A 14,732-nucleotide genomic window follows, 5' to 3' on the forward strand; every position below is an offset into this window, starting at 1 on the left:
ATTAAAAAAATATTTTTTAAGCATATATTAATAGGGGGGGGGTATAATCAAATTTTGATTTTAACATAAAGGCTTTCTTCCATGCTCACCCACATCTATAACTTCCTAGAAAAAAGCGTTGAAAACTTTAGTGAAAAAATAGCCTTTGTTGAACCTTTTGCTAAAAAAGAAATCACCTATAAAGAATTTGATCTTTATTCTAGAAAAGTTGCTAGTGAAATTCTAAGAACTTTAAATAATGATACCTTACCTTTACAAAAAGCCATTCTTATCATATTACCTAAAGGAATTGATTGTTTGATTTCTTTCTTTGGTGTAGCCTTAAGTGGAAACTTTTATACACTCTTAGATGAAAAAAGTCCTAAAGAAAGAATAGAAAAAGTTATAGAAGTTTTAAAACCAAAACTTCTAATCACCTCTAAAGAATTAAAATTAAATTTAAATTTACCTACTCTTTATACGCAAGATTTTCAAAGTTTTAATATCGATGAAAATCTAATCACTAAAGCCAAAGAAAAACACATCGATACTAATTTACTTTATGTGCTTTTTACAAGTGGAAGTACAGGAATTCCTAAAGGAGTAAGTATTGCTCATAAGAGTGTGATTGATTATACTTTTTGGTTTTGTGATGAATTTGATATCAGTAAAAATGATATTTTAGCTAATCAAGTCCAATTTTATTTTGATGTTTCAGTTTCTGATATTATGGCAACCGTGTTTAAAGGTGCAACCTTGCACATTATCCCTAATCATCTTTTTGCCTTCCCTGCTAAAATAATACAATGTTTAGAACAAGAAAAAGTTAGCACTATCTTTTGGGTGCCTTCGGTTTTAATTTATTTTGCAAATGAAAAAGGCCTTAAAAAATATCCTTTAAATTCTCTCAAAAAAATACTCTTTGCAGGCGAAATTATGCCCAATAAACAATTAAACATTTGGAGAAAACATCTACCTCAAAGTTTATTTGCCAATCTTTACGGCCCTACTGAAATCACAATCATTGCTTGTTTTCATATCATCAACCGCCCTTTCAAAGATGATGAACTCTTACCTATAGGTAAAGCTTGTAAAAATACAGAACTTTTAGTCTTTGATGAAAATATGAATTATATAAGTCCTAAAGAAATAGGCAAAAAAGGAGAATTATATATAAGAGGAACTTCTTTATCCTTAGGATATTACAATGATAAAGAAAAAACAAACAAAGCTTTTATACAAAATCCTTTGCATGATAATTATTTAGATTTACTCTATAAAACAGGAGACATTGTTGCTTACAATGAATTTGAAGAATTATTGTGTTATGGAAGAGCGGATAATCAGATTAAGTATATGGGTCATAGAATAGAATTAGGAGAAATAGAAAGTATTATTAATTCTCATGATAAAGTAAGAAACTCTGCTTGTATTTTTAAAGAAGAGATTATTTGTTTTTATGAGAGTAAAGAAGAGATTGATTTTAGAATATTTTTAAAAGATAAATTACCCCCTTATATGATACCTAAACATTTTAAAAGAATAGATAGTTTTAAACTCAATCAAAATGGCAAGGTTGATAGAAATTATTATAAAGAACTTTAAGGAGAAACAATGGAAGAGATTAAGCAGTTTTTTATTAATATAGGCAGAGCTGATATTGATGAGAATATACAAAATTTGGTTAGTGATAATATCATCGATAGCATAGATGTAATGAATTTAATCAATGAGATAGAAAAATATTATAATAAAACTTTAGATTCTGATTTTATGCGGCCTATGTATTTTGAAAGTTTTGAGAGTATTAAGCAAATGATAAGCAAGGCTTTTGATTTATGAAAATTGTACTGTTTGGAACTTGTGAATTTGCTTGGTTTAATGCTTTTGAAAATTCCCTAAGAGAATGTAATGCAAAAGTAAATACTTTTAGCTTTCGCGCGATTCATCCTTTGGGGCATATATATAATTTATATAGAAAGAAAAATAGACAGATTTTAGAAGAAGCAGATCTAATTATTTTGGCTCCAACTGCTCAATTTTTTAAGGATGAAAGTGATTTAAAACATTTTTTACCAGTTTATAATCACATTTATAAAACTTTTAGCAAATTGCAAAAAAAAGTTTTAATTATCCAATGGCAACATTGTGTTTTTTGCTATGGAAGATTTAAATCTTTTCATAAAATTCAAAGCGAAAGATATGGTTTTAATTTTATAGATGCTTATGAATTTTGTTTAAAAGAAAAACTTCTTGATTTTTATATGCAAATAATTGATCCAGAACATCCTATGGCTTTTGTTTATTCAAAAATGGCACAAAACATTTGTGAAAATTTTAATTTTTTCAAGAAACCCAAAAAAAATATAAGTTTTGATATCCCTGATTTTAAAGTTTTAGATTTAGATGAAATAATAGACATTAAAAACGATAATTTTATTAATCAAAGAACTAATTTATATAAAGAGAATGTCTATAATTTAAAAAGTTCTAGAGAATTAAAACTTAATTTTCCAAAAGAATATCTTGGAATGAAAATTTTAGGAATGTATTACCGTAATAATAAGGATATATTATCTTATTGTATATTTGAAAATAAAAATCAAAAAATTTTACAAGGAATTTATCATGTGTTAAGCTTCAACGCTTTGGAATATAATTTTATAATTGACTCTGAAATTAAAATTCATCAAATATTAGATGAAAATGTTAAAAAACCATTATTTACTTGGTTTGATAAGACTTGGGAAAAAAATAAAGAAGATATTGGGATCATAGGTTTTCTTTTAGCACCAAAAGAAATAGAAATGGAAGAATTAGAATTTTCAGAAGATATGGAATTTGAAATTTCGAAAGAATATGATTTTACTCATCTTTGTGAATATTTAAAAGAATATAAAATTGTTATTGAACAATATAATCAAAGAAAAGATCCTATAAAACTAACACCCTTGCAAAATCAAATTAATACTTTAAACACTCAAATATCTAATTTAACCGATGAAAAACAAAATTTATTCAATGAAAAAAATAATCTTGAAATTCAGATTAATGCCTTGAATACTAAGATGAAAAATTTAATAGATAAAAAATATAATTTAGAAATTTTAAATTTAGAACAAGACCTAATCATCAAAAAACTAGAAAGCAAAAAGTTAGCTAAATCTTTAGGAATTAAAATGGATATTATTAATCCTAAAGTAACTTTTATCCAAGCTAATTCAGCTAAGGCAAGAATTCAAAACCAACTTTCTTATAAACTAGGTCAAGCTATGATAGAAAATTCAAAAAGCATACTAGGTTATATAAGAATGCCTTATGTTTTATCTTATATAAAAGATAAGCATAAACAAGAACAAAAAATTTATGAGGAAAAAATCAAAAAAGATCCTTCTTTAAAATTACCTCCTTTAGAATCTTATACTGATTATAAAGAAGCTTTAAAATTTAAAGAACATTTATCTTATAAATTAGGAGAAGCTTTGATAAGAGCTAATAATAATTGGTACGGGGGGGGGTATATCAAATTGTGGTTTGAGATAAGAAAACTTAAAAAAGAATTTAGAAATAAAAAAGCATAATTTTTCATCTAAGATTGAATTTGATTATTTTTGAAAGGTATTTTTCAAATAAATTTAAAATTCAAGAAAAATAATCCCAAACCACTTTGATGATAGTTATGCCCACTACGATTAAAAATAGACTTAGCTTATTTTTTGATAAAATTTGTTAAAATTGCGAAAATTAACTTTAGAAAGAAATTTTTATGGATAATTATGAATTTAGCGAACTATTAAAAACTCTTAAAAATAAAGTAGGCAATATAGCCTCTATCATCAAACCGCAAAGCATTCAAGAAAGGCTTAAGGAAATTGAAGAGTTAGAAAATTCTCCTTCTTTTTGGAATGATGTTAAACAAGCTGGAGTTATCGGAAAAGAAAAAACTAAAATTGCAAATTTATTAAAAAAATACGAAGAAGCTTTATCGGCCGTTGATGATGCAAGCGAACTTTTTGATTTGGCTAATGCAGAAAACGATATGCAAACCTTAGAAGCTTTATTTAATGATGCGCCAAAACTTGAAGATACGATAACAAGCCTTGAAATTTCCATGCTTTTAAGTGGAGAAAATGATAACAAAAACGCAATTGTTTCCATTCATCCAGGAGCAGGTGGAACAGAAAGTAATGACTGGGCAAGTATGCTTTATAGAATGTATTTAAGATTTTGTGAAAGAGAAGGATTTAAGGTTGAAACTCTTGACTTTCAAGAAGGCGATGAAGCAGGACTTAAAGACGTAAGCTTTTTGGTTAAGGGTGATAATGCTTATGGTTATTTAAAGGCTGAAAATGGAATTCATCGCTTAGTAAGAACTTCTCCTTTTGATAGTGCCGGACGTCGTCATACAAGCTTTTCAAGTGTTATGGTAAGTCCTGAGCTTGATGATGACATAGAGATTGAAATCGAAGAAAAAGATATCAGGATTGATTATTATCGTGCTAGTGGTGCAGGCGGACAGCACGTTAATAAAACAGAATCAGCCGTTAGAATCACACATTTTCCAACAGGAATAGTCGTGCAATGCCAAAACGATAGAAGCCAACATAAAAACAAAGCAACCGCTTTTAAAATGCTAAAATCTCGCCTTTATGAGCTTGAACTCATGAAACAACAAGATAGTGCAAATTCAGGCGAAAAAAGCGAGATAGGCTGGGGACATCAAATCCGCTCTTACGTGCTTTTTCCTTATCAGCAAGTCAAAGACAATCGCAGCGGAGAAGCCTTTTCTCAAGTAGATAATATCTTAGATGGAGATATCAAAAAAATGATTGAAGGCGTTTTGATCGCTTTAAAAGCAGAATGATTTTATTCAAATAAATTTTTATGCAAAATCTCCTCTAAAATCACTGTAGCATAAGAGCCTTTTTGTAAGAAAAATTCTATACAAAAATGTGCTTTTTGCTCATCGTATCGCCACTTAACATCCTCCAAATACCCCCACATAAAGCGTCTTGAACCTTGCATTTTAGTTTTAAATTCCCAAGCATCTTTAAAAATTTCATTCTCTAAATTTAAAGCCAAGCCTTCTTTAGCTTCATACGCTTTTGCGCCTATTAAAAGCCCCATAGCGCTAATATCTCTTGCCTTAAAACGCTCAATCTCACTTTCTAAATCTTCACATAAAAAACATTTACCAAAAGGATAGTGCCCTAAAACCTCACCTTTTAAAAGCTTGAAAAAATGTTCTTGTTTTTTTAAGCTCTTAGCTTCTTCTTTAGAGATATGATAAATTTGTATAAGCTCTTTTTCGCTAAATTCTTTTGAAAAATGCGACAATTCCACTCTTTTACTCAAATAACGATTAAAAAGTTCGCTTTGAAAAGCTGAAATTAAAAATTCTTTCATTTTGACATTTTTCATTTTTTTGCCACGCAAAATTTCAAGTCCTTCTTTGTAATTATCTCCAAATTTACCAAAACGCTGATATCCAAAATAATTAGCAAAACCTTGTTTGTCTAAGTTTATAATAGCCTGTTCAAGTTTTAAAGCATCACTTGGTAAAACTTTTTTCAAGCGGATAAAAAAAGAATTACCTTTTAAATGCCCTATTCTTAATTTATTTTCATGGGTAAAAGTTTCTAAAATTTTTAATTTTGGATGAGAGAAATTGTTTAGAGTATGTTCAAATTTTTTAGGCATAGAAATATACTGAAAGGTTGATCCTTGCTTATCCTTAAGTCCAGCATAACCAAAATCGCGTATTTTTACCCCACTAACTTCACTTAAAATTCTTAAAGCTTCGTTGGTGCTTAAATCTTTTTTGTTAATGTGTAAAATGAGATGCTCACCTTTGCCACTAAATTCATACAAGGCTTTTTCACGTACCACAAAATCATCGCTATTTTTGCTAAAATACGCATTAATAGGAGCGTGTTTTAAACTATATAAAGGCTTAAAAATGGTGTTCTCTTCCATTAAATTCATACTTTCCTTTCGCTGCTTTTCCAAAGATATTTAATTTCACGCGATGTTTTTTTGCAATTTGTTCTATCTTAAAACGTTGCGTTTCATCAAAAGCAAATAAAATTTCATATTCTTCTCCACTATAAAGAGTATAATTATCTAAATTTTTTAACCATTCAATGCCGCATTTATTTTTTGCTAAAAGTCTTGATAAATCTTTACTCAAGCCATCCGAAATATCCATCGCACAAGAAATAAAAGGGGCAATTTCATAAAAAAAATCTTGTCTTAATTTTGGTTTTATAAAGCGATGGTTTAAATTTAATTTACCACCGTTTTGCAAAATTTCAAGTCCTTTTAAACTCTCTCCTAAATTCCCCGTATAAGCTAGCAAATGTCCTTTTTTTAAGCCTTTTCTAAACACAGCTTTTTCTCTAACCTTAGAGATAATAGTAACGCTGATATCGATTTTATGATTATAAATCGTATCGCCACCTATGATTTTTATACCAAATTTTTTTGCCGTTTTTAAAAAACCTTTTTGTAAAGTTTTGATTTCTTCATTGCTTAAATTAGGCAAAGCAAGTCCTAAAAGTGCGTATTTTGGCTCAGCATTCATCACAATAGCGTCAGAAATATTTACCAGCATTGCCTTAGTAGCAATTTGCTCCAAAGTAAGCCATTCTCTTTTAAAATGCACATTTTCAAAAAATAAATCTTTACTATAACACCATTGTTCAACAATAGCACCATCATCGCCATTTTTTTCATTTAAAAAAGCATGAATTATAAAATCTTCTTTATTCATAAAAAAATTTTATGAAATTTCTTTTTAAATTCTATTAAATTTTAATTTTTTTTTATATAATATTTATCCTAAAGATATCAAGGAAAAAATTATGAGAAATTTAGAACTTAGACTTTTTAGATTTGATAAAAATAAAGATTATGAGAGTTATTATAAACCTTATGTTTATAGCAACTATGAAAATTTTGCCACTCTTTATGATTTACTTTTACAAGTGCAAGATGATGATATTTATTTCGAATTTGAAAAAAATGAGAATTCTCATATAGTTGTTAATAAACAAATTTTACCTCTTAATACTCCTTTGGAAGAGTTGATTAAAAAGCATGATTTTAATCTTATTATTGAACCGCTAAACACAAAAAGATCGATAAAAGATTTGATCATAAATAAGGATGATTTTTTAAGCAAATACAAATACCTTGCTCCATTTAGCAACGAAGAAGATAAAAAATTTTATGAAAAATACGACTATCTATATTATGCCAATGAAATTTTAGAATTTCTTCCTGAGTATATGGGAGATGCTTTATTTTACCTTGCGTTTGAAATGATCAAAAAATATCCAGATAAAAAAGTGGAAATTTTAAAAGCTATTTCTGATCCTGAAAAAGGAATCTTTTATCATATTAATGGCACTAATGAAAAAGTAGAAAATGTGATTGAAAATTTAAAAAAAGAAATTTTAAATTTAGGACTTTTTGATGAAGATTTATTGCATTTTAATTTACCTAAAAATAGTGCTTTTGAAAATGAAATAAAAGAACTTGGGCAAGTCAAGCATGATTTTAGCAATTTCAATATAGCTTTTTATGGTTTTAAGCCTTGTGATAATTTAAGATCAAAAATCAAAGCAAAATTTATTTCATACGAAAATTCTGATAAAAATAATGGCTTTGATCTTTTAAAACTCAATAGCAAACTTAGCTATAAAATGGCGGCAAAAATTCTTTTAGATGCTTATGATAGCGGGAGCGATTTTTTAGTTGTAAAAAATCCTAAAGATTTTTATATGTTTGATACTTGTGCTAAAAAACTTATGAGTATAAGCGATAGAGATTTTAAAGATTTTTACATTTTAAGCCATTTAGAATTTTTATCTTTAATTCAAGGTATTAAAAACCCGTCTTTGCAAAATCATGAATTAAAAGTAACCTTGATATGAAAATTTCTTTAGAATGTAAAGATATCATTATAGAAAGAGCTTTGGCTCTTTTTTTAAAAGAACACTTAGTGATGAAAAAAGATTGTGATTTTATCATTAGTGATGAAAAAATTCCCTCAAGCAAACCTTTATTTCTTATAGCTGCTAATTCTCCTTTTTTGAGTGTGCCTTTTAGTAAGGAAGCTTTGTTTAAATCTTTAAACGATTTTGACAATGCCTTAAAAACAACCGCTCAAAAACTCGCGGATGAAAAAAGAAAAATTTTAGAAGCAAAGATTGACTCCATAGCAGAAGAATTTAGAAAAGATTATCAAACAAAAATAGATCTTGCCATTAGCGAACTTAAAGATAAACTTGTTAAAGCTTTGATACATGAGTGAAGATTTTATTCGTGTAAAAGATTTTTTAAAAGAATATCAAAAAATCTCAGATTCAAAAAATAAAAAAAATCAAACAATAAAAATTTATACCTTTATAGAAAGTGGACAATACAAAGGAAAAAAACTTCTTTTGCCTTCACTTGAAAAAACAAGAAGCACTAAAAGTATAGTCAAAGCTTGTGTTTTTAATGTCATAAGGCAAAATTTAAGAAATAAAATTTTTATAGAAGCTTTTGGAGGAAGTGCTTTGATGGCGGCTGAAGCTTTAAGCAATTTTGCCTTAAAATCTTATGCGATCGAGCTTGATAAAAATGCTTATAAAATCGCGATTCAAAATTCTAAAATCGATCAAAATTTAAATGTCATACAAGGAAATACTTTTGAAATTTTACCTCAGCTGATCGAAAAATTAACTCAAGAAAATATTCCTATTTTTCTTTATCTTGATCCACCTTTTGACATCAGAAAAGGTTTTGAAAAAATTTATGAAGATATTGAAAATCTTTTAAAAAATCTTAACCGAAAAAATATAGAAAAAATTATTTTTGAACATCATTCTAAAATAGAACTCCCGCAAAACATAGAGGAATTTCAAAAAAACAAATCCAAAAAATTTGGTCTAACTACTCTTAGTTTTTACGAAAACACCCTTTAAAATTAAACTCTTAAAATTGGAACACTTTTTGCTTTATTTTATGTAATAACATAGATTAAAGGAATAATCCATGAGAGTTTTAATGCTTTTTTTACTCTTTATGACAAATATTTTTGCAATACAAATCAAGGATGTAGCAAACACTGTAGGTGTTAGAGATAATCAACTTATAGGTTATGGACTTGTGGTTGGTCTTAATGGTAGCGGAGATGGAACAAGTTCTAAATTTACTCTACAATCAGTATCCAATCTTTTACAAGGTATGAATATCAAAGTAGATCCAGCAGATATCAAATCAAAAAATACAGCCGCTGTAATGGTAACAGCAAAACTTCCAGCTTTTGCCAAAAGTGGAGATAAGCTTGATATTACAGTATCTTCTTTAGGGGATGCAAAATCTTTACAAGGTGGAACGCTTTTACTCACCGCACTTCGTGGGATTGATGGTGAAATTTATGCAATCGCACAAGGATCAATTTCAACCGGAGGACTCACAGCTAGACCAGGTGGCGCAGGTAGCCATTCTACAGCAGCAACTGTGATGGGCGGAGCTAATGTAGAAAGAGAAATTCCACAAAATTTCAGCCAAAACAATGATTTAACTTTAAGTTTAAAAGTGGCTGATTTTCAAACTGCTAGCAATATAGAAAGAGTGTTAAATAATGTTTTTGGAGAAGATGTTGCTAAAGCGATTGACTCACGCACTATAAAACTTAAAAAGCCAGAAGATCTTTCAAATGTAGATTTTATGGCAAGAGTTTTAAATCAAGATATAGCTTATACTCCAGAAAGCAAAGTGATTATCGATGAAAGAACAGGAACGGTGATCGCAGGTGTTGATGTAGAGGTTGAACCTGTATTGATCACTCATAAAGATATCACAATCAAAATTGATCCTAATAATAACACCACCCCAAATCAAAATGAAATTGATATGAAAGATGGCGGTTTTATAGATCCTAGTTCAAATACTTTAAGGATCAATAACACAAAAAGCACAGTTGCAAATATCGCAAGAATGCTTAATAAACTTGGAGCAACTCCAAATGATATTATAGCCATCATGGAAAATTTAAAACGTGCAGGTGCAATTACAGCTGATTTGGAGATTATATAATGAAAGTGGATAATTTTTTAAATACATTTAATATGGATAATGTTTTATTAAATAAAGCGTCAAGAAGTCTAGAAAATCATATCAAAATAAATGATAATGATATAGTCACTAAAACCAAAGAAGACGAAGCTTTAAAAGAACAAACTGACGCTTTTGAAGCGTTTTTTTTAAAACAAGTTTTAGACGTGTCTTTAAAATCTCAAAATTCACTTTTTGGAAAAGATGCGAGTGATGAAATTTATTCATCTATGTATAATGACACCATCAGTAAGGCTTTAAGCGGTGGTATGGGTTTTTCAAAATTATTATACGATTTTTTAAAAGAAAGGGGTTAAGTTTTTTAATTTTTAGCCGATATAGTCTGTAGAGGATTATTAATAAAAATTTCAAGGAGGCAGAAATGATAAATCCTATACAGCAAGGCTACGTGGCGAGTTCCACATTAAACACAGTTCAGACAAATAAAGAAACTAAAACAAACGATACTCAAAAAACAGAGAATGATAAAGCTGCAAAGATTGCAGAACAAATTAAAAATGGCACTTATAAGGTTGATACAAGAGCCACAGCTGCTGCTATAGCTGATTCTTTAATTTAAAAAATTTTCTCTCTTTTTTTGAGTAAAAAAAGGAGAGAAAATGCTAAAAAAACATCTTGATGAGGTCAATGCTATCTTAGAAAAATTAATAGCATTAACCCAAGAAGACATTGAAAATATAAAAGTTGCAAAACACGATACTGTTGCACCTAGTGTTGAAGAAAAAAATAAACTGATTTCCGAATTTACAACAGCTAAAAAACAACTCGATGCTGCTTTAGTAGCTTTAAACAATAGCTCCGCTAAAGGACTTAGCGAACTACTTGATGAAGAGGATAAAGAAAAATTAGATTTATTGAAAAAAAATCTTCAAACTCTTCATTCTGCTAACAAAGAATACGCCAAATTTGTACTTATCATAAAAGATTTCTTTGATGGTTTAGTCAATAAAATGTTTAATCTTAATGATGGAACGAATAATGCTTATGGTGATAAAAAGACTACACCAGAGTCAATTTTTAAGATTAACGTGTAAGGAATAAGAATATGAGTATTTTTGGAACTTTATATACCGGAGTTACAGGATTACAAGCAAGTGAAGTGCAAATTGCAACTACCAGTAATAACATCTCTAACGCAAACGCAACTTTTTATACTCGACAAAGAGTTGTGCAAACAACCAATGGCTATGTTTCATCTAATGGAGTTCAAGTAGGTACAGGTACAGCTATAGAAAGTATTGTTCGTTTGCATGATGAATATTCTTATTTTAAATTAAAAGGAGCTTCAACCCAACTAGAATACACTAAATATATGGCCTCAACCTTACAAGAAATATCAGAACGTTTTCCAGATTTGCAAAATACAGGGATTTTACAAGATTTAGAAAATTACAATAAAGCTTGGAATGATTTTGCATCCAATCCAAATGAAAATGCTACGAAAGTAGCCCTTGTAAAGGCTTCACAAACATTAACAGAAAGCATTAATAATACCTTTTCAACCTTAGATAAAATTCAAAAGAAAATCAATAACGATATCAAATCAACCGTAGATGAAATCAATAGAATCGGTGAAGAAATTGCAACAATCAATAAGCAAATTTATGGTCAAGAAGCTCTTCCAACTGAACACGCAAACGAATTAAGAGATAGAAGAGATGAACTTGAACTCACCCTTTCAAAACTCGTAAGTGCCGTAGCCAGTAAAAATGAAATCAATCAAGATAATCGCTTAGACACAACCATAAATGATCCAGGACATCAATACAATCTTAGCATCGAAGGATTTAGCATAGTTGATGGGATCAATTTTCATCCACTAAAACTTGATTATGATGATAAAAATAAATCTTATAGTATTTATTATGAAACCGCAGATGAAAAAGTAAGAGATCTAACCGGTAAAATTTCAGGAGGACAATTAGGTGCTCAGCTTGATTTACGCGGTAGAAATTACGATAAAAGCAAAGGAAAATATAGCGATGGAATCATACAAGGCTATATGGATTCTTTAGATACTTTTGCCAAAACAATGATCAATGAAACTAACAATCTTTACGCTAGTTCTGCAAAAAGCCCTGTAACTTCTGATTATCTTTCAGGACTTCAAGGCAATATCCCTTTAATGAATTACGATAGAACTATACAACCAGGAAGTTTTGATATCGTCCTTTATGATGAAAAAGGGAATAAAAAAGTTACAAAAACTATCAATATCGATGTTAATACCACTATGGATGATATCGTACGTCAAATCAAAGCTAATACTGATGATAATGGAGATAAAGATTCAAATAACGATGTTGATGATTTGATCAATGTAAGTTTTAGTTATGATCCAACTTCCAATGACGGTTTATTTCAACTGACTGCCAAATCAGGATATAAAATAGCCATAGAAGATAAAGGGACTAATTTTGCAGGTGCTTTTAGCATAGGGGGATTTTTTAGCGGAAATAATGCAAGTGATATCAAAGTAAAAGATTCTATTTTAAGCGATCCAAGTACAGTAAGAGCTAGTTTAAACGGGGTTGATAGTGGTAATGATATGGCAAACAAAATCATACAACTTCAATACGATAAAGTTAATTTTTACAATGAAGATGGAACTATAGATCAACTGACTATGGAAGAATATTACCGTAAATTTACAGGAAAAATAGGATCTGATGGAGAAAATAACAATGTAGTCAATGCTAGCAATCAAACCTTTTATAATTCTGTGTATAGCGAGTATCAATCTAAAAGCGGAGTCAATACCAACGAAGAACTTGCAGCCTTAATACAATGGCAATCAAGTTACGGAGCTTCTGCGAAAATTGTTACTACTATTGATCAAATGCTAGATACTTTACTAGGAATTAAATCATAACCTAGTAAAATGTCTAATGTGTTAAAAGCAAAGCTAGATGCTTTAATAAAACTAAAAAATACCGATAAAGCTTTATTTGAAAATCCCGATCCTTTGCAAGTTGCCAAAATTTATAAAGATGAATTCATCGCTTTGCTTTGTGCTTTATTTGCCTATGGTAATGCCAAAAATATAGTTAATTTTTTAAATAAACTTGATTTTTCTTTACTTGACTTAAATGAAAAACAAATTAGAAAAAATTTAAAAGGCTTAAAATATCGCTTTCAAAATGAAAGAGATATTGTAGAAATTTTTATCACCCTCTCAAGAGTTAAAAAAGAAATTTCTTTAAATGAACTTTTTACCACGGCTTATCAAAAAAGGCAAAATACCACAGATGCTATCCTTGTTTTTATGAAAAAAATTCAAAAAATCAATACTTATTCTAGCTATGGCTATGATTTTTTCTTTGGAAAAATTTGGCAAAATATGCCAAAATCGCCGCTTAAAAGATATCACATGTATTTTAGATGGATGGTTAGAAAAGACGAGCTTGATCTTGGAATTTTTACCAATATACACACAAAAGATCTTTTAATTCCTCTTGATACTCATCTTTTTAAAATTTCCTTGACTTTAGGACTTTTAAAGCGTAAAATATATGATTATAAAAGCGTGTTAGAACTTACTAAAAAGTTAAAAGAATTTGATGCAAATGATCCTATTAAGTATGATTTTGCACTTTATCGTTTAGGGCAAAGCAAGGAGATTGATACATGGGCTTTGAACATTTAGATACAATTTATTATATTATATTATTTTTTGCGGCACTTTTTGCAGGTTTTATAGACTCAATAGTTGGCGGAGGCGGACTTATAACCTTACCAGCACTGATAGCTTGTGGAATTCCTGCACATTTATCTATCGCAACCAATAAAGTCCAAAGCGTATGCGGAGCTTTTACCGCAACAATCACTTACTTTAAATCCACAACCTTACCTCATCTAGCTTGGGGGATATCTTTTACCGCAGTAGGTGCTATCTTAGGAAGTTATAGCGTACTTTTTGTTAAGGATGAAAATTTAAAAATCATTATTTTAATCTGCTTGACTTTAACTTTTTTATACACGGCCTTACGTCCAAATTTGGGAAAATATGAAAACAATCCAAAAATTAAAAATATTAAATTTTTTTATCTTATTTGTGGCTTGACTTTAGGTTTTTATGATGGCTTTTTAGGTTCTGGAACCGGATCTTTTTGGATATTTGCTTGCGTAACCTTGCTTGGCTTTAATATGAAAAAAGCAAGCATGAATACAAAGATCTTAAATTTCACAAGTAATATCATCGCCTTAATCATTTTCCTATGGCAATATGAGGTTTTATGGAAAGTAGGATTAATCATGGCTGTTGGACAGATTTTAGGAGCTTTTATAGGTTCTAAACTTGTATTAAAGAGCAATGGAAAATTTATCAAAAGTCTATTTTTAATCGTAGTGGGCATAACTATCATCAAAGTTGCTTGGGATTATTTTTCTTGAACTCAAAATTTATTTTTGAAAAATACAAAAATATCTTTCAAAAATAATCAAATTCAATCTTAGATGAAAAATTATGCTTTTTTATTTCTAAATTCTTTTTTAAGTTTTCTTATCTTAAACCACAATTTGATATACCCCCCCCCGTACCAATTATTATTAGCTCTTATTAAAGCTTCTCCTAATTTATAAGATAAATGTTCTTTAAATTTTAAAGCTTCCTCATAATCAGGATA

General features: G+C 29.1%; 16 protein-coding genes and 1 pseudogene. 14 read left to right on the forward strand and 3 right to left on the reverse strand.

Features of this window, described 5'->3' with window-relative positions; translation table 11 throughout:
• Positions 1–81 precede the first annotated feature (81 nt).
• The 4 genes from CQA75_RS08140 (at position 82) to prfB (ending at position 4,843) form a co-directional block, all read left to right on the forward strand.
• Entirely contained in the window at positions 82–1,584 is a 1,503-nt protein-coding gene (locus CQA75_RS08140) for an amino acid adenylation domain-containing protein (RefSeq protein WP_137624494.1), read from the forward strand.
• Between the two features lie 9 nt (positions 1,585–1,593).
• Positions 1,594–1,821 (forward strand): acyl carrier protein, encoded by a 228-nt coding sequence (locus CQA75_RS08145; protein WP_137624495.1) that lies wholly within the window; start codon positions 1,594–1,596, stop codon positions 1,819–1,821.
• Entirely contained in the window at positions 1,818–3,560 is a 1,743-nt protein-coding gene (locus CQA75_RS09430; RefSeq protein WP_246023801.1) for a coiled-coil domain-containing protein, read from the forward strand. The genes CQA75_RS08145 and CQA75_RS09430 overlap by 4 nt, the downstream gene beginning before the upstream one ends.
• A 185-nt stretch (positions 3,561–3,745) precedes the next feature.
• Positions 3,746–4,843, forward strand: a complete 1,098-nt coding sequence (gene prfB / locus CQA75_RS08155; protein WP_137624496.1) for a peptide chain release factor 2 — start codon at positions 3,746–3,748, stop codon at positions 4,841–4,843.
• 2 nt (positions 4,844–4,845) lie between these two features.
• Here the strand turns inward: prfB and truD are convergent, their stop codons facing one another.
• Positions 4,846–5,964, reverse strand: a complete 1,119-nt coding sequence (gene truD, locus CQA75_RS08160) for a tRNA pseudouridine(13) synthase TruD (RefSeq protein ID WP_137624497.1) — start codon at positions 5,962–5,964, stop codon at positions 4,846–4,848.
• Positions 5,933–6,751 carry a thiamine-phosphate kinase gene (locus CQA75_RS08165; protein ID WP_137624498.1) on the reverse strand — a complete coding sequence of 273 codons (819 nt, stop codon included), beginning with the start codon at positions 6,749–6,751 and terminating at the stop codon, positions 5,933–5,935. Before CQA75_RS08165 ends, truD begins: the two co-directional genes overlap by 32 nt.
• Positions 6,752–6,842: 91 nt before the next feature.
• On the opposite strand from CQA75_RS08165, the gene CQA75_RS08170 reads away from it, so the two are divergent.
• The 10 genes from CQA75_RS08170 (at position 6,843) to CQA75_RS08215 (ending at position 14,499) form a co-directional block, all read left to right on the forward strand.
• The gene (locus CQA75_RS08170) at positions 6,843–7,916 is read left to right on the forward strand and encodes an HdrB C-terminal domain-containing protein (RefSeq protein WP_137624499.1); all 1,074 of its coding nucleotides are present in this window, start codon (positions 6,843–6,845) and stop codon (positions 7,914–7,916) included.
• Complete coding sequence (locus CQA75_RS08175) at positions 7,913–8,296, forward strand: ornithine carbamoyltransferase (protein ID WP_137624500.1); 384 nt, start codon at positions 7,913–7,915, stop codon at positions 8,294–8,296. The genes CQA75_RS08170 and CQA75_RS08175 overlap by 4 nt, the downstream gene beginning before the upstream one ends.
• On the forward strand, positions 8,289–8,951 hold the full coding sequence (locus CQA75_RS08180) for an RsmD family RNA methyltransferase (protein ID WP_137624501.1): 663 nt from the start codon (positions 8,289–8,291) through the stop codon (positions 8,949–8,951). The genes CQA75_RS08175 and CQA75_RS08180 overlap by 8 nt, the downstream gene beginning before the upstream one ends.
• Positions 8,952–9,021: 70 nt before the next feature.
• Positions 9,022–10,068 (forward strand): flagellar basal body P-ring protein FlgI, encoded by a 1,047-nt coding sequence (locus tag CQA75_RS08185; protein WP_137624502.1) that lies wholly within the window; start codon positions 9,022–9,024, stop codon positions 10,066–10,068.
• Positions 10,068–10,403: a rod-binding protein gene (locus CQA75_RS08190; protein WP_137624503.1), complete on the forward strand. Its 336-nt coding sequence runs from the start codon at positions 10,068–10,070 to the stop codon at positions 10,401–10,403. The genes CQA75_RS08185 and CQA75_RS08190 overlap by 1 nt, the downstream gene beginning before the upstream one ends.
• A 65-nt stretch (positions 10,404–10,468) precedes the next feature.
• On the forward strand, positions 10,469–10,666 hold the full coding sequence (locus tag CQA75_RS08195) for a flagellar biosynthesis anti-sigma factor FlgM (protein ID WP_137624504.1): 198 nt from the start codon (positions 10,469–10,471) through the stop codon (positions 10,664–10,666).
• A 40-nt stretch (positions 10,667–10,706) separates the two neighbouring features.
• Entirely contained in the window at positions 10,707–11,141 is a 435-nt protein-coding gene (locus CQA75_RS08200; RefSeq protein WP_137624505.1) for a flagellar protein FlgN, read from the forward strand.
• Positions 11,142–11,152: 11 nt separating this feature from the next.
• A complete protein-coding gene (gene flgK, locus CQA75_RS08205) occupies positions 11,153–12,979 on the forward strand; it encodes a flagellar hook-associated protein FlgK (RefSeq protein ID WP_137624506.1) in 1,827 nt (608 codons plus the stop codon).
• 9 nt (positions 12,980–12,988) lie between these two features.
• Positions 12,989–13,753 (forward strand): TIGR02757 family protein, encoded by a 765-nt coding sequence (locus CQA75_RS08210; RefSeq protein WP_137624507.1) that lies wholly within the window; start codon positions 12,989–12,991, stop codon positions 13,751–13,753.
• On the forward strand, positions 13,735–14,499 hold the full coding sequence (locus tag CQA75_RS08215; protein ID WP_137624508.1) for a TSUP family transporter: 765 nt from the start codon (positions 13,735–13,737) through the stop codon (positions 14,497–14,499). The genes CQA75_RS08210 and CQA75_RS08215 overlap by 19 nt, the downstream gene beginning before the upstream one ends.
• Positions 14,500–14,570: 71 nt before the next feature.
• Here the strand turns inward: CQA75_RS08215 and CQA75_RS09575 are convergent.
• Positions 14,571–14,732 (reverse strand): annotated as a pseudogene (locus tag CQA75_RS09575) (alpha-2,3-sialyltransferase); the annotation flags it as partial.

The organism is Campylobacter taeniopygiae (assembly GCF_005406225.1).
Classification (GTDB): domain Bacteria; phylum Campylobacterota; class Campylobacteria; order Campylobacterales; family Campylobacteraceae; genus Campylobacter_D; species Campylobacter_D taeniopygiae.